At 55.7% G+C, this 20,501-nt stretch carries 19 protein-coding genes and 1 tRNA gene; 6 read left to right on the top strand and 14 right to left on the bottom strand.

Going from position 1 to position 20,501, the window contains the following annotated elements; translation table 11 throughout:
- Positions 1–174: 174 nt before the first annotated feature.
- A complete protein-coding gene (locus tag ACR0IU_RS02645; protein ID WP_480715284.1) occupies positions 175–1,302 on the top strand; it encodes an aminotransferase class V-fold PLP-dependent enzyme in 1,128 nt (375 codons plus the stop codon).
- 32 nt (positions 1,303–1,334) lie between these two features.
- On the opposite strand, the gene ACR0IU_RS02640 is transcribed toward ACR0IU_RS02645, so the two are convergent.
- The 3 genes from ACR0IU_RS02640 to ACR0IU_RS02630 form a co-directional block, all read right to left on the bottom strand.
- A complete protein-coding gene (locus tag ACR0IU_RS02640; protein WP_480715154.1) occupies positions 1,335–2,531 on the bottom strand; it encodes a UbiH/UbiF family hydroxylase in 1,197 nt (398 codons plus the stop codon).
- A 72-nt stretch (positions 2,532–2,603) separates the two neighbouring features.
- Positions 2,604–2,852 (bottom strand): hypothetical protein, encoded by a 249-nt coding sequence (locus ACR0IU_RS02635; RefSeq protein WP_480715153.1) that lies wholly within the window; start codon positions 2,850–2,852, stop codon positions 2,604–2,606.
- A gap of 87 nt (positions 2,853–2,939) precedes the next feature.
- Positions 2,940–3,584 (bottom strand): pyrimidine 5'-nucleotidase, encoded by a 645-nt coding sequence (locus ACR0IU_RS02630; RefSeq protein WP_480715152.1) that lies wholly within the window; start codon positions 3,582–3,584, stop codon positions 2,940–2,942.
- Between the two features lie 100 nt (positions 3,585–3,684).
- Between ACR0IU_RS02630 and ACR0IU_RS02625 the strand changes: the two genes are divergently transcribed.
- The gene (locus ACR0IU_RS02625; RefSeq protein ID WP_170469329.1) at positions 3,685–4,332 is read left to right on the top strand and encodes a GntR family transcriptional regulator; all 648 of its coding nucleotides are present in this window, start codon (positions 3,685–3,687) and stop codon (positions 4,330–4,332) included.
- On the opposite strand, the gene ACR0IU_RS02620 is transcribed toward ACR0IU_RS02625, so the two are convergent.
- A complete protein-coding gene (locus ACR0IU_RS02620; RefSeq protein ID WP_480715151.1) occupies positions 4,289–6,193 on the bottom strand; it encodes a glycosyltransferase family 2 protein in 1,905 nt (634 codons plus the stop codon). The genes ACR0IU_RS02625 and ACR0IU_RS02620 overlap by 44 nt on opposite strands.
- 79 nt (positions 6,194–6,272) lie before the next feature.
- Positions 6,273–7,439: a glutamine-hydrolyzing carbamoyl-phosphate synthase small subunit gene (gene carA / locus ACR0IU_RS02615; RefSeq protein WP_480715150.1), complete on the bottom strand. Its 1,167-nt coding sequence runs from the start codon at positions 7,437–7,439 to the stop codon at positions 6,273–6,275.
- A gap of 183 nt (positions 7,440–7,622) precedes the next feature.
- On the opposite strand from carA, the gene ACR0IU_RS02610 reads away from it, so the two are divergent.
- On the top strand, positions 7,623–8,105 hold the full coding sequence (locus tag ACR0IU_RS02610) for a GatB/YqeY domain-containing protein (RefSeq protein ID WP_170539063.1): 483 nt from the start codon (positions 7,623–7,625) through the stop codon (positions 8,103–8,105).
- Here ACR0IU_RS02610 and ACR0IU_RS02605 read toward each other — a convergent pair whose 3' ends face one another.
- From ACR0IU_RS02605 to ctaD, 3 genes are all read right to left on the bottom strand, one after another.
- Positions 8,106–8,591, bottom strand: coding sequence for a DUF2244 domain-containing protein (locus ACR0IU_RS02605; protein ID WP_480715149.1), 486 nt, complete (start codon positions 8,589–8,591; stop codon positions 8,106–8,108).
- Positions 8,592–8,636: 45 nt separating this feature from the next.
- The gene (locus tag ACR0IU_RS02600) at positions 8,637–9,236 is read right to left on the bottom strand and encodes a 2-hydroxychromene-2-carboxylate isomerase (RefSeq protein ID WP_170539067.1); all 600 of its coding nucleotides are present in this window, start codon (positions 9,234–9,236) and stop codon (positions 8,637–8,639) included.
- A gap of 148 nt (positions 9,237–9,384) precedes the next feature.
- Positions 9,385–11,043, bottom strand: a complete 1,659-nt coding sequence (gene ctaD, locus ACR0IU_RS02595; protein ID WP_010439338.1) for a cytochrome c oxidase subunit I — start codon at positions 11,041–11,043, stop codon at positions 9,385–9,387.
- A 279-nt stretch (positions 11,044–11,322) separates the two neighbouring features.
- On the opposite strand from ctaD, the gene ACR0IU_RS02590 reads away from it, so the two are divergent.
- A complete protein-coding gene (locus ACR0IU_RS02590; RefSeq protein ID WP_480715148.1) occupies positions 11,323–11,742 on the top strand; it encodes an HIT family protein in 420 nt (139 codons plus the stop codon).
- 396 nt (positions 11,743–12,138) lie between these two features.
- Here ACR0IU_RS02590 and lipB read toward each other — a convergent pair whose 3' ends face one another.
- Together lipB and ACR0IU_RS02580 are read right to left on the bottom strand one after the other, a co-directional pair.
- A complete protein-coding gene (gene lipB, locus ACR0IU_RS02585; protein WP_480715147.1) occupies positions 12,139–12,795 on the bottom strand; it encodes a lipoyl(octanoyl) transferase LipB in 657 nt (218 codons plus the stop codon).
- Positions 12,796–12,834: 39 nt separating this feature from the next.
- The gene (locus tag ACR0IU_RS02580; protein ID WP_480715146.1) at positions 12,835–13,494 is read right to left on the bottom strand and encodes a DsbA family oxidoreductase; all 660 of its coding nucleotides are present in this window, start codon (positions 13,492–13,494) and stop codon (positions 12,835–12,837) included.
- 130 nt (positions 13,495–13,624) lie between these two features.
- Here ACR0IU_RS02580 and ACR0IU_RS02575 point away from each other — a divergent pair.
- A tRNA-Leu gene (locus ACR0IU_RS02575) sits at positions 13,625–13,711 on the top strand.
- Positions 13,712–13,826: 115 nt separating this feature from the next.
- On the top strand, positions 13,827–15,452 hold the full coding sequence (locus ACR0IU_RS02570) for a DUF6538 domain-containing protein (RefSeq protein WP_480715145.1): 1,626 nt from the start codon (positions 13,827–13,829) through the stop codon (positions 15,450–15,452).
- Positions 15,453–15,601: 149 nt separating this feature from the next.
- On the opposite strand, the gene ACR0IU_RS02565 is transcribed toward ACR0IU_RS02570, so the two are convergent.
- From ACR0IU_RS02565 to ACR0IU_RS02550, 4 genes are all read right to left on the bottom strand, one after another.
- The gene (locus ACR0IU_RS02565) at positions 15,602–16,198 is read right to left on the bottom strand and encodes a recombinase family protein (RefSeq protein ID WP_480715144.1); all 597 of its coding nucleotides are present in this window, start codon (positions 16,196–16,198) and stop codon (positions 15,602–15,604) included.
- Positions 16,199–16,867: 669 nt separating this feature from the next.
- Positions 16,868–18,787, bottom strand: coding sequence for a hypothetical protein (locus ACR0IU_RS02560; RefSeq protein WP_480715143.1), 1,920 nt, complete (start codon positions 18,785–18,787; stop codon positions 16,868–16,870).
- Positions 18,788–19,146: 359 nt separating this feature from the next.
- Positions 19,147–19,521: a hypothetical protein gene (locus ACR0IU_RS02555; RefSeq protein ID WP_480715142.1), complete on the bottom strand. Its 375-nt coding sequence runs from the start codon at positions 19,519–19,521 to the stop codon at positions 19,147–19,149.
- A 204-nt stretch (positions 19,522–19,725) separates the two neighbouring features.
- Positions 19,726–20,169, bottom strand: coding sequence for a hypothetical protein (locus ACR0IU_RS02550; RefSeq protein WP_480715141.1), 444 nt, complete (start codon positions 20,167–20,169; stop codon positions 19,726–19,728).
- Positions 20,170–20,501: the final 332 nt, after the last annotated feature.

Here is a 20,501-nt window from a genome sequence, read left to right as displayed (position 1 = left end):
GTGTAAAGAGATGGTGACACTAGTTGGCGTCATTTCTGCTAATTGTTGCATGTTAAATCTCAAAGTAGAACTTAAGGTTGCGGTTTACTTTGGGTCAACCAATCTCGGTGCTTTGAAGCTTTACCCCGAGGCAAGGAAAAGGCAGAAACAAGTGGCGATAGGAAAGGACGCATGATGCCTGCATTACTTGGAACCGTTGATCCCAATGGCCTTGAAGAGTTCTCGGTCGTATTTACTGATCGCTCGCTCAACCATATGTCCGCAAACTTTCAACAGGTTATGCGCGATATCTCTGATATGTTGCGCGAGGTATACAATGCTGAAGGTGTCGCCATTGTTCCTGGAGGCGGGACGTACGGGATGGAGGCGGTTGCGCGACAATTTGCACGCGGGGCAAATGTTCTCGTGGTCCGCAACGGCTGGTTTTCCTATCGCTGGAGCCAGATCATAGAATCAGGTGAGTTGACCGGTTCGACGACGGTTTTGAAAGCCCGAGAGACCGGGAATGCCAGCCCTTCGCCCTTTGCACCTGCTCCGATAGAAGAAGTTGTCGCGACAATCCATGAGAAACGGCCGGATGTCGTTTTTGCCCCGCACGTCGAAACCTCTGCTGGGGTGATTTTGCCTGATGACTATGTAAACGCAATGGCAAACGCCGCGCATGAGGTGGGTGCGCTTATGGTACTGGATTGCATCGCGTCGGGCTGTGCTTGGGTCGATATGAAGGCAACCGGTGTGGATGTGCTGATTTCGGCTCCGCAAAAGGGGTGGAGTGCGACGCCCTGTGCCGGTCTTGTCATGTTGTCCGAGCGGGCCGAAGCACGGTTGACCGAAACCACATCTGACAGTTTTGCGATTGATCTGAAGAAATGGCGACAGATCATGCAGGCCTATGAAAATGGCGGTCATGCCTATCACGCCACTATGCCCACGGATTCCCTGCGTGCCTTTCGCGATACCATGCTTGAAACACGTGAGTATGGATTCGAAAAGTTGCGTGCGGCGCAGTGGGCTTTGGGGGATGGCGTGCGGGCTTATCTGAAGGATAAAGGCGTGATGTCGGTGGCAGCCGAAGGTTTCGGCGCGCCCGGAGTGGTCGTCAGTTACACTGCCGACGCCGAGATTCAAAACGGCAAGAAGTTCGCAGCTTTGGGCATGCAGATCGCGGCAGGTGTGCCGCTTCAATGTGATGAACCGGCTGGGTTCAGCACATTCCGTCTGGGGCTGTTTGGCTTGGACAAGCTCTATGATGTCGACGGCACGATTTCGCGCCTGACACGGGTTTTGGATCAGGTATTGTAACCGGCAAGGCGGGCAGAAGCCCGTCTGACGGATCAGCGGACGCCGAGGCCCATTTGCATCAGCGTCTTCCGTACTGTTGGAAAGGAATAGAGCGCATTTAGCCCCATCGCTCTTGCATCACGCAGCGGTCGCGCCTCGATCATCGAGGCGCGGTTCAGCAGATCGATACCTTTGACGCGCAGTCCGATCTCAGTATGGCGGGCCTTATGATAGGCATCCAGCATTTGCGCGTCACCCAAGCCATCGGGCCGAGCCAGCGCTAGCTCCATCAAACTACGAAGATCGCCGAGCGACATGTTCAGTCCCTGCGCGCCGATAGGGGGGACCACGTGTGCGGCTTCGGCCATCAGGGCAATGCGTTCACCAGCCAGACGTTCCGCCGACTGGCTGATGATAGGCCAGATTGTCCTGCGCGAAGCGAGTTTCAGCGGTCCGAACAGCCCGCAGGAGCGTTCAGTCATCGCAGCCTCGAATGTCTCGGCTTCGAGGTTCAGCAATTCGCCCGCGCGTGGGCCGCGTTCCATCCAGACAATCGCAGACGACGGCTGACCCTGCCAATCGGGCAAGGGGACCAAGGTGAAAGGTCCACCGGACCGATGGATTTCGGTCGAAACATTGTCGTGCGGGATTGGGTGAGTAACGGCGAAGGCCAGAGCTTTCTGGCCGTAGCGGGTGGTATGCACGCTAATTCCGGCGGCTTCACGCATCGGCGAGTTTCGTCCGTCTGCGGCGATGACAAGCTTGCAGCGGACGCGGCTGCCATCGTTCAGACCGACACGTGCTTCATTGGTGCGGGTGAACAGGTTGGCCGTGCCGGTGCCGGGTCGGAAATCGACGTTTGGCAATTCTGACAGCCGTGCCACCATCTCACGCCGCAGCAGCCAGTTGGGCAGGTTCCAGCCGAACGGTTGATCCGAGATATCGGCGGCGTTGAAATCGCGCACCACGCGGGGTTCGGGCACATCGCCGCCCGCGTCCACAATGCGCATGATCTGCAGAGGGGCAGCATGTGCATCCAAACGCGCCCAGAGTCCGCACTGCTCCAGCAACCCATGAGCCGGCTGCAAAAAGGCGGTGGTGCGCAGATCCGAGCCATCCACGTCGCGTTCTGTGATCGGCGGTGAAGGGTCGACGCAAATCACGTCAAACCCGGCAGCACCAAAGGCGGCGGCGGCGGTCAATCCGGCGATTCCGCCGCCAGAAATCAGGATATCACAGCTGTCGGTCATGAATATGTCTCCGTTGCCACAGACACTAGTGCTGTTGCGAGGCGGGTGCCAAGTGACATCCTGTCTCGTGCCTTATCCGCGAGAGATCAAAATCAGGATAAGGAACATCGTCGGCACCATCATCAGTGCAGGGATGTAAAGGCCAGGCAGGCCGAACAGAAGAATGGAGCACCCCCACATACTGACAAGTGCTACGGCCGAGTAGTACAGGTCTTCGGCCTCGGCATTGGCCACATCCCGGGCCATCCAGCCAAAAAGCGGGATTGCAAACAACAGGCGCTGCCACAAAGGCGGGCGCGCCGGCATATCGAGCGCGGTCATTGGGATCTCCGATTCTGTTCGTCGCTGAGCTGCATATGGGGCTAATGCTGCGACTGCGAAACGCACAGATCGTCGCAGTGTGACAGCCTATCGCAGGCGGCCCAGAAATCCGGTCAGATCGTCCGTGTGATGGTGAATGTGATCTGCATCGTGTGGATCAGGGGCGACGTGAACAGTACGCATTCCCATCTCATGCGGCGCAGCCAGGTTGCGTGGATCATCCTCGAACATGGCTGCTTGTGTGGCTTCGATTCCGTCCTGAGCAAAGATGGCTTGGAATGCAGCCTTTTGCGGTTTAGGGCGATAGCCCGCATGCTCAATTCCGTAGATCGCATCGAATAGCCCATCCAACCCACGTGCAGCCAAAACCCGCTGTGCGTAAGGCGCTGACCCATTGGTATAGACGATGCGCCGGCCTGGCAGCGCGCGAATGTGATCGGCCAATGTCGCGTCAGGCTCCATATGGCTCATATCCACCTGATGCACTGCATGCAGATAGGGATCGGGGTCCAGATCGTGTTCGGCCATCAGGCCGGCAAGCGTGGTACCGTATTCACGCCAATAGTGCGAACGGAGCCGGTCAGCCTCAGGCCGGTCGACGCCGATCGCTTGCACCACGTAATCCGTCATCAGCACCTCAATCTGATCGAACAGGCGCATATGCGGTGGGTAAAGTGTGTTGTCGAGGTCGAACACCCATTGGGTGACGTGAGTAAAGGCAGGTTTGACCATGGTTTGGGTTTAGGGCGATGAACGATGGTTTTCAATGCCGCACTTGATTGCCAGGGCGTGAGGCGGCTAGACATGTCCGAACCAGGAGACATAATAGCCGATGCCCCAATCCAAACAGTCCAATACGGATGCCTATAGCCTGATACTCGAAGCAATCGATGTGGGCGTCTACAAGCCGGGCGACCGGTTGGTGGAAAGCGAGCTGGCCGAGCGTTTTGGCGTTTCGCGTACACCGATCCGCGAAGCGTTGCAGCGGTTAGAGACGCAATCGCTGCTGGAACGGGACGGGCGGTCTCTGATCGTGGCGTCGCTGGACCACAACCAGATGGCAGAACTATATGTCGTGCGACGTGAATTGGAGGGGCTCGCCGCAAGGCTGGCGGCCAAGCATGCGACCGAAGAAGAAATCCGGGTCCTTCAAGATATGGTAGATGCCGATGATGCGCTGGTGAATGACCCGTCTGCGCTATCGCGTGCCAACCGCAGGTTTCACGAGCAGATCCATCTGGCCTCGCACAATCGCTATCTGGTGCAACAGCTTGATCTGGTGCACAGGACCATGGCGTTGATGGCAACCACATCCCTTGCGGCCGAGGGGCGCGGTGAAATCGCGCAGAATGAGCACAAAAACATCGTCGATGCGATTGCTGCCCGTGATGAGGCAGGGGCCCAACAAGCCCTGCAGGACCATATCTCGGTCGCGTTCATGACCCGGCTGAAACAGGATGCGATCCGGCGCGAGAAATAGCAGCCTCGCTTTCCTCGACCGCATGACCGTGCTGGGTTTTGTCCCAGAAGAATGGCCGTACCGCTAGTTCCCACAAGCCCTTATAGGCCGCCACAACACCCAGTGGAAAATAGAGGACCATCATCGGAACCCAGGGCAGCAGAAAGCGCCTGTTGCCCGCGATGACGCCCAGCATGCCAACCAAAAGATTTGCCGCCTCTGCAGCGAGCAATAAGTAAATGCAGTTTCGCAGAAAATCAGGTGTTGTGATGTGCTGATAGGGGTGCGCCAGATCGAGAAAGGTCAGCCAGAATACCCATAACACCGGGGCAAGTAGAAACTGCCCGAGCGTTCCAAGAAAAAAGGCCTGAAAGCCCAGAAAACGGAGCGGTCCCAGATCGCGCAGCAACCTTAAAGGCGCGCGCATATGGACCAGATATGTAACCATGAATCCCTTCAGCCAACGCGAGCGCTGTTTGACCCAGGGCCAGGCCCGAAAATTGGCCTCTTCATAGGTGGCGGTGCTGACGATTTCAGTCTTGTAGCCAGCCCGGCAGAGACGAACGCCCAAATCTGCGTCTTCAGTAACGTTATGGGCATCCCATCCGCCCAGTTCGACCAGTTTGTCTCGACGAAAAAAGAATGTGGTGCCACCCAGCGGAACCACAAGGCCCAATCGGGCGATGCCGCTGAGAATCACCCGAAACCAACCGCTGTATTCGATGGTAAAGCAGCGCGACCGCCAGTTGGTGCGCGGGTTATAATAATCCAGAACGCCTTGCAGGCAGACAACATCTTCGGGCGCGGCCGCAAAATGCCGGACAACGGATTCGATCTGATCTGGCATCGGGGCGTCTTCGGCATCCCAGACACCCAATATATCCCCGCGGCAGAAATCTAACGCATAGTTCATCGCACGAGGCTTGGTCGTTAGTTTACCCCGGTTCGGCACCTCAAGTACCCGTACCCAGCTGGGAAGCTCGATGTTATTCAGTGCGGCTTTGGTGACGCTATCCTGCTCTTCAAGCACCAATATGATATCGAGCAGCGCCTTTGGGTAAGTCAACCGTCGCAGACGGGCGATCAAGATTTCTGCGATTTCTCTTTCTTTAAAAAGCGGCACCAGTATCGACACACAGGGCAGGCGGATCGGATCTGCTGTGACAAGACGAGGGTTTCGAAGTGTCAAATGGGCAATCAGCCCCGAGACACGAAGGAGGAGGAACAACGCCAAAGTCGCAAGCGTTGTCCAAAGTAGAGCGGTGAGACCCAGCATTGGGAATAAGCTGCATAAAATGATTAGCAGAACGACCAACGTGATAGGTCTGGCCCGAGCCGTTGCCGACCAATTGCGACAGCTTTGTTGCAAATCGACGCGCGTTTCAGCCGCCTCCGTCAGATCGGCGCCAAAACGGCGCGCAATTGCGGTATCAATCTGTTCGGCCCCGGCTAGAACCGGGACGATCGTATAGCCTGTATCACTTAACGCAGTTGAAACCGTATCGAACCGGTCAGGCCGCGCCGTTGCAATCAGCAGAATTGGTCCAACTCGCATCCAAGGCAGAACGTTGTGGGTTAGCCAAAACTCCAATGGTTTCAGCGCGCAAAGCTCTTCGGGAGGCGGAGATTGTTCCAGATCGGCAATTTGCAAGCCTGTTTGTTCGGACAAGGCAGAGAGAACTTCGGCCCGACTGGCCCAATCTTCACCAACAAGGATTTCCCCCAACGGGGCATTCTGGCGGGTTTGTAAATGCAACGCCTGTTGGAGCTGAGCCTCTGATATAACCCCTTGATCCCGCAGGCAGGCCCCAAGAGGTTTGCGTGAATGGGGGCCGGGAACCGGTTCCGCCGGTATCTGGCGTTTCAGATTCAGTTCAACCATAAGAATACCCTGCCGCGGTTCACGGACGGCAGGGTTGCTCAAACAGGGTTAACGCGGAGTTAACTCGACTAAATCGCTCTTAGGCCTGTGTTTTTTGATCGGCCATTGCAGCAGCGAAGCGTTCGAACAGGTAGAAACTGTCTTGTGGTCCGGGTGAGGCTTCGGGGTGATGTTGCACCGAATAGACTGGACGACCCGTCATGCGGATGCCGCAGTTTGAGCCGTCAAACAATGAACGATGCGTCTCGATCACGCCATCGGGCAGGGATTGAGCGTCTACGGCAAAGCCGTGGTTCATCGAGGTGATTTCGACCTTGCCGGTTTCCATATCCTTGACGGGATGGTTCGCGCCGTGGTGGCCGTGGTTCATCTTGACGGTCTGCCCGCCCAAAGCCAGCGCGAGCATCTGATGGCCAAGGCAGATGCCAAAGACCGGCAGGTTAGTGGTTTCCAACACTTCTTTGATCATCGGCACGGCGTATTCACCAGTGGCCGCCGGGTCGCCCGGGCCGTTGGACAGAAAGACACCGTCGGGCTTATGGGCAAGAACATCCGCTGCTGTCGCGGTCGCAGGCAATACGGTCACGTCACAGCCTGCCGATGCCAGGCAGCGTAGGATGTTTCGCTTGGCACCATAGTCGATAGCGACCACCTTATGTGACGGAGCCTCCTGTCGCTGGTAGCCGTCAGGCCAGGCCCAACGCATCTCATCCCAATGATAGCTTTGTGCGCAGGTAACGTCCTTAGCCAGATCCATGCCCTCAAGTCCGGCAAACCCCCGCGCTGCCGCGATCAAAGCTTCGATGTCGAAGTTACCCTCGGGGTCATGCGCCAGCGCTACATGCGGTGCACCTTGCTGACGGATAGCGCGGGTCAGGCGGCGGGTGTCGACGCCCCCAATCGCAATGCGGCCGCGACGGGCCAGCCATGCTTTTAGCTCTTCGGCAGAGCGCCAGTTTGAAGGCTCGGTCGGGTCCCATTTGACCACCATACCCGCGGCGACTGGATCGCCAGTTTCGTCATCCTCCGGGTTCACGCCAACATTACCGATATGCGGGAAGGTAAATGTCACGATCTGGCCCGCGTAGGAGGGGTCTGTCATGATTTCCTGATAGCCGGTCATGGCGGTGTTGAAGCACAGCTCGGCCACCGTCTGGCCGGTGGCGCCAAAGCCAATACCGTAGAACAGCGTTCCATCGGCCAATGCCAGACATGCGGTGGGCTTGGACGGGGCGTTCTGGGCCATGGCGCGACTCTCCTGCAAGGTAAACGGACGCATACCTAAGGGGGTTAGCGCGTCGGGTCAAGCCTGTTCAAATTTTAGGCTATTGTTTAAAATCAATAACTTAGTAAAGTATCGCCCCTGTTGTGCCCGCCTTTTTGTTTCGATATGGTCGAGGTTCCTTTGCCATGGGGATGGACAGACCATATGGATATGCGATCACGGGTGAATGCCGCCCTGAAGCAAGCAATGAAAGACAAAGAAGCCGAGCGCCTATCGACGCTGCGCCTGATCAATGCCGCGATCAAGGATCGTGACATTGCTTCGCGCGCATCCGTAAATGAAGAGGCCAAAGGCTGTGGCGATGCCGAGGTGCTTGAGATCCTTGGAAAAATGACCAAGCAACGCAAGGAAAGCGCGCGCGCCTATGAAGAGGGCGGGCGCCTGGATTTGGCCGAGCGTGAGTTGCGCGAAGTCGAAGTGATCGAGGAATTCCTGCCCAAGCAGCTGGATGATGACGAGGTCAGCAAAGCTATTCAGACGGCCATCACGGCCACCGGCGCGGGGTCAATCCGCGATATGGGCAAGGTGATGGGCGAATTGAAAACGCGCTATACCGGTCAGATGGATTTCGGCAAGGTCGGGCCAATGGTCAAAGATCACCTTTGCGCCGCATCAAACGGCGGTTAATCAAGCAGAATCGCGCAGTTTCCGGGTTAAGTCATCGAACAGCGCGATCCGTTCCTCTTCAGTGAGGAATGCACCAATTTCGACCTCCCGGCCGTCTCCGACCAGTGTCACGTAATGGGGCACCGGACCACCGCTCGCGTGCATTTCGGGGCGCGCCCAATATCGATTGCAGGACCACTCCAGATCTTCTTTGCGTGGATTGCGGTGCACGAGGCGCGCCTGCGTTTTATCCAACGTGAGAACCTCGAACACGCTGCGTGCGCGATAGTTCATCTCAAATGCCAGCCAGAGACCTAGTACGGTCAGCAACAAGAAGGGCAGCAAGCCCCACAGCAGAACAGATCCCAGCACCGCAAACAGCGGAATCAGGCCGAACAGAAAGACCGCGAGAACAACCCCCATTGCGCCACGCGGCGATAAGGAGTTATGCGGCCAGAGGCGCAACTCCTGCTCAGTATCTGAATTCTTGGTCCATCGATAAGGCATGGTTGAAACCTAGCGCAGCAACTGCCTGAGTCGAAGTGCAAACTGTCACACAACGTGTCCAACACGCACCCATGACAACGCGTCGTCCAGCCGGTCATCACCCCAAAACACCTCGCCGCGCACGACAAAGCTGGGTGCGCCAAACACACCCAGTTGGATGGCAGTGTTGGTCTCGTTTTCGAGAGATTGAACAATGTCCGGACTGCGCGCACGTGCGAGGGCTAGGCGGGGGTCCTGCTGACAACGATGCAGGGCTTCGGTGATGGCTGTCTCGGACCCGGCTTCTATGCCGTCTTCAAACCAGAGAGCATAGAGCGATTGTGTATACGTCTTTCCCCAGCCTTCTGTCATTCCCAGTAGGGCGACCTGATTAGCCAATGCGAGGTCCGAGATTGGGTAGGGCGCTGGCAAGTTGGCGTGAATATGATACTTGGCCGCCCGGCGTTCGATATCCCGCCACATGTAAGCGGATTTAATCGGTTTGCCAGCGAAGGGGATGTTCTGCTGCTCTGACATCACGGTCCGCACATTGAACGGCCGCCAGTTCACGGTGGCATCGTGTTCGGCACTCCAATCGTCCAGGCGTTTGATCGTCAGGAAGCTGTAGGTGCTACCTATTGAGAACCAAAAGTCGATCTCGGGCATCGTAAACCCCTTTCGGTTGGCCGGGTATTTTGCCCGGACCAGAATACTCTATTTTTGCTGTTCTGGCGACTGCCCCGCTTACACAGGTCAGGCAGGAACAAAAAACCCCGCCTAAATGGGCGGGGTTTTCTTGTCATTCAGGTCGGGATCAGTGCGCGTGGCCTTTATCCCAATCCTCCTGCTTCGGCAGCTGCTCGAACGTGTGTTCAGGCGGCGGCGTTGGCAAGGTCCATTCCAGCGTATCCGCGTATTCGTTCCACGGGTTCGGCCGCGTCTCTTTCGCGCCGCGCAGCAGGGCGTAGATCACGATGCCAAAGAACAGCAGGAACGAAGCGAACGAGATGAATGCACCAATCGACGAAACAAAGTTCCACTGCGCGAACGCTTCGGGATAGTCGATGTAGCGACGTGGCATGCCCTGACGACCCAGGAAGTGCTGCGGGAAGAAGGTCAGGTTGGCGCCGATGAAGAACAGCCAGAAATGAACTTTGCCCCAGAACTCGGAATACTGACGGCCTGTCATCTTCGAGAAGTAGAAGTATACGCCAGCGAAGATCGCGAAGACTGCACCCAAGCTCATCACGTAGTGGAAGTGCGCAACGACGTAGTAGGTGTCGTGATAAGCACGGTCTACACCTGCTTGCGACAGCACCACGCCGGTTACACCACCAACTGTGAACAGGAACAGGAAGCCGAAGGCGAACAGCATTGGGGTTTTGAACTCGATCGAGCCGCCCCACATGGTCGCAATCCACGAGAAGACCTTAACGCCGGTCGGAACCGCGATGACCATCGTGGCCAGCATGAAGTAGGCTTGCTGACGCAGCGACATGCCAACGGTGTACATGTGGTGCGCCCACACGACGAAGCCCAGAACACCGATTGCGATGATCGCCCAGACCATCGGCAGATAGCCGAAGATCGGCTTGCGCGCGAAGGTCGCGATCACGTGGCTGATAAGGCCAAAGCCCGGCAGGATCACGATATACACTTCGGGGTGGCCAAAGAACCACAGGATGTGCTGATACAGGATCGGATCGCCGCCACCGGCCGGATCAAAGAAGGTGAAGCCGAAGTTGCGGTCCATCAGCAGCATGGTGATCGCGCCCGCCAGAACCGGCAGCGACAGCAGAATCAGCCACGCGGTGACAAAGATCGACCAGCTGAACAGCGGCACCTTGAACAGGGTCATGCCCGGGGCACGCATGTTCAGGAAGGTGGTGATCATGTTGATCGCGCCGAGGATCGAGGAGGCGCCCGATACGTGCACAGCAAAGATCGCAAGGTCCATGGACATGCCGCCCTCGGTCGTGGACAGCGGTGGATACAGAACCCAGCCGACGCCCGAACCGAGCTGATCGTTACCACCGGGGCTCAGCAGCGAGGCGACGCCCAGCGAGGTCCCGGCGACGTACAGCCAGAAGGACAGGTTGTTCATCCGCGGGAACGCCATATCCGGCGCACCGATCTGCAGCGGCATGAAATAGTTGCCAAATCCGCCGAAGAGGGCCGGGATAACCACGAAGAACATCATCAGGACACCGTGATAGGTGATCATGACGTTCCACAGGTGTCCGTTGGGGGTACATGGATCGGCCATGAAACCTTCGAGGCACATGTACTGAACACCGGGGTGCATCAGTTCGAGCCGCATGTAGACAGTCATCAGAACCGAAATCAAACCGGCCAGCGCCGATACGATCAGGTACAGAATCCCGATATCCTTGTGGTTGGTCGACATGAACCAACGGGTAAAGAACCCACGCTGGTCTTCATGCTCGTGACCATGAATGGCTGCGTCTGCCATTAGGTGCCTCCTGTTGCAACTACACCGCGCAGTCGGACCTCTCCAACGCGCGGGATTCCTGCTGGTTTTAGATTGCAAGGGGGCGACCTTCAATGGCCGAGTTTGATCTGGATCAAGATTAATTGTCGCGGGCAGCCCATGCAGCCCAGCATTTCAACCTCTGATACTAGCGATTTGGGGGGCCAGTCCGCGAATTCAAGTGGTGATGGGGGAATCCCGCTTGACCCGCATCGGGGGGCGGCACAGAACAGCAAAGAAGCGCAATACCGGAGGCCCGTGATGACTGAATATGATCCCGAAAACGTCTTTGCCAAGATCTTACGTGGGGAAATCCCGTCGAACCGAGTTTATGAAGATGATGAAACAGTCGCCTTGATGGACATCATGCCGCGCACTGATGGGCATGTGTTGGTCATCCCAAAATCACCGTGCCGCAACATGCTGGACGCGTCGTCCGTAGAACTTGCGGCAGTGATAGCGACGGTTCAGAAAATAGCACAGGCCGTGAAGGAAGCGTTTGAAGCTGATGGTGTAACTGTTCAGCAGTTCAACGAAGCTGCGGGCGGGCAGGAGGTGTTTCATCTACATTTCCATGTCCTGCCCCGTTACGAAGGCGTATCGATGCGTCCACCGGGCAAGATGGGTGATTTTGATCTGATTGCCAAACACGCTGACAAAATCCGCGCAGCATTGGGTTGAATTCCAAGAAAGTTCCGCTGGCACGTGGGGTCGATAAGCTGCACGAAAGGCCGCAAAGGCAAGGGATTCATACAATACCGAGGCCCTAAAACGAGAATTGCCGTTCCGATTATGGGGTCGGAACGGCAGACTCGTAACCAAACACTTTCACGGATTTCGCTGGGCAGCCCTGCGATCACCGGTTAACACACCACTCACTCATGAACGGTCATTACATACTACGTGGTCAAATGGCGTTTGTAAGGAGTGGATGTGAAGAATCCCTGAATTTGAGGCGAATTGGGGCGATTTGAAGGACAAGCCACTATGATTTTCGAAACAGAACGCATCGAAATTCAGCATTGTTGTTTGGGTAATGTTTCCGGATCGTTCCGAGTACGTGGAATCACCTAGTTTTCAAACGCCTTCGGAGGCGAACACATCATCAAAGGTCTCTTTTAGTGCCACGTCGACGTCATCCATCGTTACGGGAAGCCCGAGGTCGACCAAAGATGTCACACCGTGTTCCTGTATGCCGCAAGGTACAATCCCACCGAAATGAGACAGATCTGGTTCAACATTGATTGATATTCCGTGGAAACTAACCCACTTCCTCAGGCGAATTCCGATGGCTGCAATTTTATCCTCGGCGGTCTGTCCCGCTATCGAAAGCGGCTTGTCCTGCCGCTGAACCCAGACGCCCACGCGGCCTTCCCGTATCTCACCGGTTACGTTGAATTCGGCCAGGGCTGCAATCACCCAGGCCTCAAGCTGCTGAACAAAGCGGCGAACATCACGGCCGCGTTTACCCACGTCCAGCATGACGTAAACGACGCGCTGACCGGGGCCGTGATAGGTGTACTGACCGCCGCGCTTGCTCTCATAGACCGGAAAGCGATCCGGATCGGTCAGATCTTCACGCTTGGCGGAAGTCCCAGCGGTATAGAGCGGTGGATGTTCCAACAGCCAGATGCATTCATCGGCTTCACCTGCCACAATCGCGGCAACGCGCGCCTGCATAAAGGCAGTGGCTTCGTCGTAGTCGATAAGCCCATCGGTGGTTTTCCATTCCATGCTCGTTCCTTAGACCGTCTGCGGGGCAGGGGGAAGGGGTCAGGCGGCCTCGGCCAGACAACGCTGCAACACCTGCGCATAGGTGTCGGCGCCTTGCGCGCCGGTTAGCAGGTATTTCCCTTCGAAAACAATCGAAGGCACGCCCGAAATGCCTCGGCTGGTCCAGAATTGTTGTTTCTCACGCACCGGCTGGGCGTGTGCACCCGACTCAAGCGCCGCGCGTGCCGCATTCGGGTCGAGCCCCGCCGTCTCAACCGCGCCCAATAACACGTCGGCGTCAGAGACATCCTGTTGCATGGTGAAATAGGCGTCGAACAAGGCCAGTTTAAGCGGATGCTGACGTCCCTGCGTTTCCGCCCAATCAAGCAGTTGATGCGCGGCAAAGGTGTTCACGATTCTACTGTCATCGGTGAAATTGAAGGTAAATCCCAGTTCAGCCCCTAACGCAGTCAACCGCTCGCACGCCTGCTGGCTTTGTTCGGGTGTCGAGCCATATTTTTCGGCGATATGCTCTCGCAGGTTCTGCCCCTCGGGCCCCATGCCGGGGTTCAATTCGAACGGATGCCAGCGTAATCTGGCCAGCACATTCTCTTGCTTCAGCGCGGCATCGAGTTGACGAAAGCCGACGATACACCACGGACAGACCACATCCGAGACGACATCAATCTGCACGGTAGGGCGGGGATCGGGCGCGGGCATGGGCTGCTCCAGATTGCATTGTGTCGCGTTTAGATATTGCTAAAGCGCGCGAATTCAATCGGCTTTGTTTTTGCCTCTTCACATCGCGTGGCACAGCGTCTATACGCCCCTCTACCAAGTCATTGGCAGTGCGGTCGTGGCGGAATTGGTAGACGCGCAGCGTTGAGGTCGCTGTGGGGTAACACCCGTGGAAGTTCGAGTCTTCTCGACCGCACCATATCTAACTCCCTGAATTCCATAAAAATAACGTTTTTCGGCCCCTCGGGGTTCAAAAACGTCACACAAAACGTCACACAGGACTGTGTGACGTTTTCGGAAATGAATGGATTAAGATGGTTGGAAAGCTCCCAAAAATCGAAGGAACGATTCAACTTCGAGGGCGGTATCATGCCAAGCTTCGGGTCCCTCAGGAAATCCGGGAGTTTTGGGATGGCAAGGAAATCTATCAGAAGAGCCTAAGAACCTCCGATCCAAAGACCGCCGAAAAAGAGATCAGGGCGCTCAAAGCGATCATGGATGCTCAGGTTGAGGCCACAAAGGCTGATCAGGGCGTTAAGGCACTGGCAAGAAACCTCCCAGCCGATCAACGGGCGCTGCTGGATCGGGCTGGCGGCTTGGAGGGACTGACCAAACAGTTTGACGCTGGCAAAGTGCGTCTGGCGTTCATGCATGGCAGTGGTGTTGAAGTGATGCCGGAGTTTGACTGGGAAGAAGGCCCAAACGGGGCACCTCAAAAGGTCTACTTGGGTCCCAGTGATGACGATGAGGAAGAAATTGCAATTGAGCGGGCGTCTCATGCAGCGGCGACAGATGCGGTGCGAGCGCAGGCGAATGCCCGAGGCCGGGTCCTGAGGAAGCTAGGGCAGGACGTGCAACTGATTGAGGATGTTTACAGTCTCAGGGACGTTTGGGAGAAATGGTCCCCGTCGGTAGATCAACAGACCGCTGACGCGGTCGCTTACTATGTCAGAAGATTTACGGAGCTTCACGGTGAAGTCGCTTTGACGGAACTGACCCGTGCCCATCTCCGAGAATTTGTCGACGCTATAGCAGGCCTTCCCACCGTGGTGTCTGCAAAAGTCGACGAAGACCGTCGTGTCGGCGATCTCACGCTGCAAGAAGCAGTGGAATGGGCGCGACGAAATCACAAGCCTACCATTTCGAACCAGACCCGTGAGAAGTACCTGTCCTTTCTAAAACAGCTTATGAGCTTTGCGGTTGAAGGAGGCTACAGGTCTGATGATCCATGGAATTCCTATAGGCTCAGGAAAGCGAAGCAAAAGCACAGCGCTCGAAAGCGCGATGATCGCCGTCCGTTCACAGGTGAAGAAGTTAAGAAAATCCTCGACTATGTATCCGGCTCAAATGCGCCAAAGTTCGGTCGGACTACCATAGATTTCTGGGCACCGTGGATCGGCGCCTACCACGGCACTCGGATTCAGGAAGTCTGCCAACTTCGTCTTTGCGATTTTGATGAGAAGGATGGTATTTGGGCGATGCAAATCACCGACGAAGGCGCGGACATGAGAGCCAAAACCGCGTCCTCCGTGCGGTGGGTCCCAGTTCACCCCAAGCTTTTGAAGGTTGGCCTCAGATCGCACATTGACGCTCGACGAAGGGACAATTCGCCAGACGCTTTGGCCTTCGAGCAGTGGGGGCGCTATTCGAAGAAGTTGGAGCCGTTGAGCAAAGACAAGCGTGGCCGCGTTAGCGGCCCATACGGAAAGAGATTTGGGCGAGTTCTCAGAAAGGACTTGGCGATCAAAGATAGCAAGGCTGTCTTTCACAGCTTCCGGCACCGCTTGCAAGACGCGGCTGACAACGTAGGTATTCCTGATTCACATCGAAGATATCTGACAGGTCGAGCAAACAATGACTCCACAGAGGGTGGCTATGGTGAAGGGGCAGGAATGGGCTTCTTGTACCCTAGCTTGGCGCGGATTGATCCTCTCGCGTGATCGTAGCTACGCAGGGCACAGTCGGCGTAGGCTGCGGCAACCATTGTTAACTTTCAAAGTTAGCAAGTGAGTTGCCTGAGCCTGCTGGGACCCCTTGAAAATTCACGGTCTACCCGTTCCTTGGGACCCCGGAACTTTTCATATGCCTATCATTCTGCACTCGCCGCAAGAATCCGATAAACGCTCGCACGACCGATCTCCAACTGCTTGGCGATCTCATTGGGTTTGAAGCCGCGTTCTTTGAGTTTCCAAACATCGGCGGACTTAGCGCGTGCCGTGGGGGCGCGTCCTCGATATTTTCCTTCTTTCTTTGCTCTTGCGATCCCGTAAGCCCTACGCTCAGCTAGCCGATCTCTTTCGAACTGTGACACCGCCCCTATCAGTCGGACGATGAGCATTTGCGTTGGGTCGTCCGGGTCCAATGGGTGCTTGGACAAATCAGGTAGCAACCAAATGACATTTGGGTTGATTGGCCTAGTAATGGCGGCGTCAGCCGCAGCCAGATCACGGAAGGCTCTGTCCATTTTTGAAGAGCAGAGGCAAATTTTTTGATCCGGTGTTGCCTCCCTATTGGCTTTCGAGAGCATTGCTTCGAAAACAGGGCGCTCGTCGCGCGTACTTGCCTCCTCTTCAAAGATATTGCTAGGGGCCACTCCGAGATTGCGCAACGAGGCGTGCTGATCTTCCCATCCCGCTGCTTGCTCGATGCGATCCACGCTGACGCGTACATATCCCCAAAGTTCCATTAGCAAACCCTCAAGTCTCACAAGCCCCTAGAAGCATTGATACCGTCTCACTAGGATGATTCGCAAGCATTTTTGAGACAGCTTTCGAGCACTAAACTATCTATCTTTGGGGACGTCCCATGTGAGACAACATTCAACAAAACTACTTGAGGGAAATAGGCGAGGCAGTGCGATCTTCCGCTCGCCACGTCGCGGTTCTGATTAGATCAGAATCCCTGAAACTGGAGAACGCTAGGTTATTTTCAAAATACCTAGCAGGCGTAGGATATTGCTCCGACCGACAATCACTTCCCATCAACTGAAACGCGGTTAGCATCGTCGACGCAAGGGGCTACCGGAGCGGCTGCACCAATCCTGCACTACGGCTTATGTTATTGTTTGCGCGACTTTTTTCGGGTCGCCGGTGCAAGGGTGGTGAACGAAACCCCAGACCGCCTTAACGCCGACCCAATCCCTTTTTCCCGAATGAAAATCTAAGTGAATTATCTACCTCAAGAATCCTATCACCCCTGCACAAGCGTCGAAAAAGATAGAAAAATCAGATAAATGAACAGAGTGCAGGCATGGGTGCAGCTTGCGTGCAGAGTGGATGTCCGCTCTACAGAAAAAGGGGCCTGAAGGCCCCTTCTTTCAGTCCGCTCCCGCTACGCGGGGGCCGAGATAGACATATCAGAACTTCACACCGCTACGTCGCCGTTTGCGTGTTTGGCTCAGGCTCGAGACTGGCTCCGCTACTACCTGCCTTGGTGGCGATGGTACCTTGTCTTCTTGAAGCCTATACTGAGCCGCTTGATTTCTTGGGGTTCCATCCACCCTCACGAATGTGTACCGAACGCCTCCATCTTCGCGAACCGTGCCGACATACTGCCGTACGCGCTGGGCGATAGTCCGATCAGCCGCAGTCGGATAGGTGATCTCGCCTTCGGCAGTGGTCTTGTAACCGAAACTTGGCATCGCGATTTGCGCATCTTCGAGAACCTGACGGAACAGTGCGACGTCCTGTTGCCCACCTTCTGAGATCCCACTGGCTTTGAATACAGTGTTGGGGTTCCCTTTGTGCACATCGATAAGCGCGTCCATGAACCCGGAGGCTGGATCATCGGTTGCCACGAGCTCGGCAAGTTGCTGTCGATTGCCCATAAAGCCCATGATGCCCGCTGCTTCGAGGATACCTCCCACAACCGCCGCGTGACGTTGGAAGCCTCCTAGGGAAGTCCCTTGCCACTCGGGGCAGCCTTTGGCGATCCAGTTCTGTATTATGACTAGGAGGCACCACAGGTAGTGCGTACCTTGTTCACGAAGCCTCTTCGCTAGATCGTATTTGAACGCAGATGGAGGGCGCTCGCCCGGTTTCTCTAGCCTTGGGTCTACAGAAATCATTAGGGTCCTCTCGGCCATTTGCGGCGATAGAGACGAGCGGTTGCCGGTTCCGCCCCACACGATCTTCGCCGGAACGACCGCCATCTTGTTGAGACCCAGCAGCCGGTCTCGATAGACTGGGTATGCTGTTATTACTGAAGCCAGCACGTCACTGTCGAATTCTTTGCCGCCTCGGATGTTGTCCAGAAGCCCATACGGTGCGCCGCTCAGAAATAGGCTGAGCGCCATCTTTCTGATTTCTTCGTCATTGCTCGAAAGCGTCTGAGGTTCGCTAGGTTGACAGGTTACCACGGACTCTGCCGTGGTCATCAGCAGCGTCCCGCCACTGCGCGGTACACTCTTCCTTGCCATATGCAGCGGGCTTGGCCCATCGATCATATCTCGGGTAAGACCAGTGATCATATATGAGAAGAGATGCGCGAGGTCCGGCACCGGCCTTCCTATTTTGATCGCCTCAGACAGATCTTCGCGGCTCATTCCCCCCAGCGAGAAATCCCCGAAAAGGTCTATGAGCTCCAGAACGCACTCTAGGGTTGCCGCTGCATCAGGTTTCTCAGGAACATCAGCTATAGTGAACCCGGGAGGAGGGTCGAAGAATACTCCATCCTTATAACCCGGCGGCGTTAGCCGCCTCTTTGCCGTAAACGTTGGGTAGGTCGCGAGACGGTCGAGCGGTGGCAGATAGTCTTTGGCCCCGTAGTACAGAAACTCGGCTGTATCATCGGGAATGCTCATCTGAGTCTCGATCCCATCTTCAGTCGTTTTTTGCCACAGCGAGATCAGATTCAGGCGTTGCTTGTATGGCTTGAAGGCCAGTTCTTCGATGAATGCTCTGCCTTTTTCGTCGCGACCCACAGATACATGCGTGCCGCCACGCTGAAACAGAAACGGCTCTTTCTCGTTACTGGCGGTGATGCGTCTTTGTGCGTAAGCGTTCCTCTTGTGGAAGTCGTCTTTGATGTCGACATAGCACAGTCCTATGTCAGACGACTTCGACAGGGTCCGTTCTGTGCCCTTCCAGAGTTTTTCGAGAGCTCGTCGCCCTAGTACCTTGGTAGCCGCGAGAGCGGCGATGATTTTTTCTTTATCGACGAGGTCGACACCGGCCTTGATCTTCTTCGAGAAGAATTTGCCGATTTGGACTTCTGTCGGATCATTGGGGAGGCCAGCCAGAGGCCCACTCATGATCGCATTTGCTGCAGTTGTCATATTTTGTATTTCCTTATTCTTGGTCCGCCTACGAACTCCTCAAAAGCAGGCACATTTGACCGGTTACTATTGGAACAGCATCAGATATGCGGTAATATAATACCGTATTTCCAGTACTGAACGGGGCCGCGTTGATGGACGCTGGTCCCGATTTTTCTTTAGGACTGAGGATGTCCCAGACTCGAAGCAACAACCGGCTCACATCGTGCGAGCGCGTCACTTCGAACAGGGAATTGTATGGCCATGAATGCGTCGCCCAAGAGTGCGACAAGCTCAAGCCAGTTGGGGTTCTACACCATCACTACAAAGTTGTAAAGCATTGATTTCGTTGTGCGAAATTAGCGCCAATTCCTCACAACTTAAACACTATCCGCCAACTCAACCATCAAGTCTTTCAGAAAGCTCTGGCCAACCTTCAAGACCACACAATCACCAGCCAATGACGTGTACCAGCGGCCATCTTTCGCTTGCTGAAAGCCTGCCATTTGCACGCAGACTACTGCGGCTTTGGAACCGCACCCCAGAGCGATCTCAACTTGGGCCATTAGAACTTCTGCGCTTTGTGCGTTCTCGGCATTCATTGTATCCCACGCTAGTTGCTGAAGCCCCTCTGCCATGGCTAGGAGCTCTATCAGTTCATACCGATGGTCTCGCAATGCAACTTGGAATGCCGGAGTATCTGCGGGATCAATTGGCTCATAACTTCGCACTGTAACTTCCTTCAAAAAAGACATTGTGTCCGAAGGGGGCGAGCACGTCACGACGGAAGCAAACCCTCGTGCTCGCCCATCCAGCTTGGTCTTGGCTGGATGCCGTTCGGCCCTTCGCGCAATAGTCTCAGCCAAGATCACTAAAGGACTGAGACTGAATTTTGGGCTGACGGCTATCGCTTCGCCAGCCGCAGGCGTTCCCCCGTGTCAAGGAAACGCACTTAATGATCAGGAGAAGCGTGCCGCGCTACGCGCGTCCAATTTCTCTGCAACGCGCTGGTCGAGATGCGCCTCCCAGTTTCCTTCATGACCAAGGCGCATACGGTGATGGCTCGGCGTTTCCTCGAAGACTTCTTGTTCGAGACGCTTCTTCAATTCAGCGTCACGGGCGTCAATGGATGCCTGCAAGAACGGCTCGCTTCTGCCTATGTTTTCCGCGATCTGACGGTTGTTATGCATCGGCATCGTCCCCACGGTAATCGCTGATACGTCAGTATCCAGCGCAGCACGTTTGCAGAGCGCATCGACGATGATTGGTTGCAGATCGCCGTAGGCGATTGCCCATTCGACTTTGAGGTCGTTGATCACCGCGTCGAACTTCTCGCGCTGTGTGCGGCTCATAGTGTCGATGATTTTTTGACCGCGCGCGAGCGGTTCTGCTTGTTCAGTCATAGCGAAATTCCTTGGTTTGAATGATTTGGAGAAGGTTGGCCTCAAAGGCTTCGGTCCATTGCGGCTTTGCGCGAAGTCGAGGGAGGAGATCGGTTGGACGAAAGTGCTTGAAGCTTCGTCCGTTGGCCTTTGGGCCGTCAATCGACGGCAATCCGCGAACTATAGCACGGATACGATAGAGGCCCCATTTGTCCGCCGTCGCGGTTCGAATATCGTTTGTTGACACGCAATAAGTCTCAATGCCTTGCGGCAAGTTGTAGTTCCTTTCTCGATTGGAAGAATGTCCACGACCCCGCCGCGAACCGAGAGCGAAGACGCTCTGTTCTAAGATG

Source organism: Ruegeria sp. CL5 (genome assembly GCF_056536485.1).
The sequence above is the reverse complement of the archived record's forward strand: the minus strand, read 5'-3'. Positions and strand labels throughout refer to the sequence as shown.

Bases quoted from the DNA above. Each gene is read 5' to 3' on its own strand.
- ACR0IU_RS02645 (WP_480715284.1), top strand. From the start codon at position 175: ATGCCTGCATTACTTGGAACCGTTGATCCCAATGGCCTTGAAGAGTTC.
- ACR0IU_RS02640 (WP_480715154.1), bottom strand. From the start codon at position 2,531: ATGACCGACAGCTGTGATATCCTGATTTCTGGCGGCGGAATCGCCGGA.
- ACR0IU_RS02635 (WP_480715153.1), bottom strand. From the start codon at position 2,852: ATGACCGCGCTCGATATGCCGGCGCGCCCGCCTTTGTGGCAGCGCCTG.
- ACR0IU_RS02630 (WP_480715152.1), bottom strand. From the start codon at position 3,584: ATGGTCAAACCTGCCTTTACTCACGTCACCCAATGGGTGTTCGACCTC.
- ACR0IU_RS02625 (WP_170469329.1), top strand. From the start codon at position 3,685: ATGCCCCAATCCAAACAGTCCAATACGGATGCCTATAGCCTGATACTC.
- ACR0IU_RS02620 (WP_480715151.1), bottom strand. From the start codon at position 6,193: ATGGTTGAACTGAATCTGAAACGCCAGATACCGGCGGAACCGGTTCCC.
- carA (WP_480715150.1), bottom strand. From the start codon at position 7,439: ATGGCCCAGAACGCCCCGTCCAAGCCCACCGCATGTCTGGCATTGGCC.
- ACR0IU_RS02610 (WP_170539063.1), top strand. From the start codon at position 7,623: ATGGATATGCGATCACGGGTGAATGCCGCCCTGAAGCAAGCAATGAAA.
- ACR0IU_RS02605 (WP_480715149.1), bottom strand. From the start codon at position 8,591: ATGCCTTATCGATGGACCAAGAATTCAGATACTGAGCAGGAGTTGCGC.
- ACR0IU_RS02600 (WP_170539067.1), bottom strand. From the start codon at position 9,236: ATGCCCGAGATCGACTTTTGGTTCTCAATAGGTAGCACCTACAGCTTC.
- ctaD (WP_010439338.1), bottom strand. From the start codon at position 11,043: ATGGCAGACGCAGCCATTCATGGTCACGAGCATGAAGACCAGCGTGGG.
- ACR0IU_RS02590 (WP_480715148.1), top strand. From the start codon at position 11,323: ATGACTGAATATGATCCCGAAAACGTCTTTGCCAAGATCTTACGTGGG.
- lipB (WP_480715147.1), bottom strand. From the start codon at position 12,795: ATGGAATGGAAAACCACCGATGGGCTTATCGACTACGACGAAGCCACT.
- ACR0IU_RS02580 (WP_480715146.1), bottom strand. From the start codon at position 13,494: ATGCCCGCGCCCGATCCCCGCCCTACCGTGCAGATTGATGTCGTCTCG.
- ACR0IU_RS02570 (WP_480715145.1), top strand. From the start codon at position 13,827: ATGGTTGGAAAGCTCCCAAAAATCGAAGGAACGATTCAACTTCGAGGG.
- ACR0IU_RS02565 (WP_480715144.1), bottom strand. From the start codon at position 16,198: ATGGAACTTTGGGGATATGTACGCGTCAGCGTGGATCGCATCGAGCAA.
- ACR0IU_RS02560 (WP_480715143.1), bottom strand. From the start codon at position 18,787: ATGACAACTGCAGCAAATGCGATCATGAGTGGGCCTCTGGCTGGCCTC.
- ACR0IU_RS02555 (WP_480715142.1), bottom strand. From the start codon at position 19,521: ATGTCTTTTTTGAAGGAAGTTACAGTGCGAAGTTATGAGCCAATTGAT.
- ACR0IU_RS02550 (WP_480715141.1), bottom strand. From the start codon at position 20,169: ATGACTGAACAAGCAGAACCGCTCGCGCGCGGTCAAAAAATCATCGAC.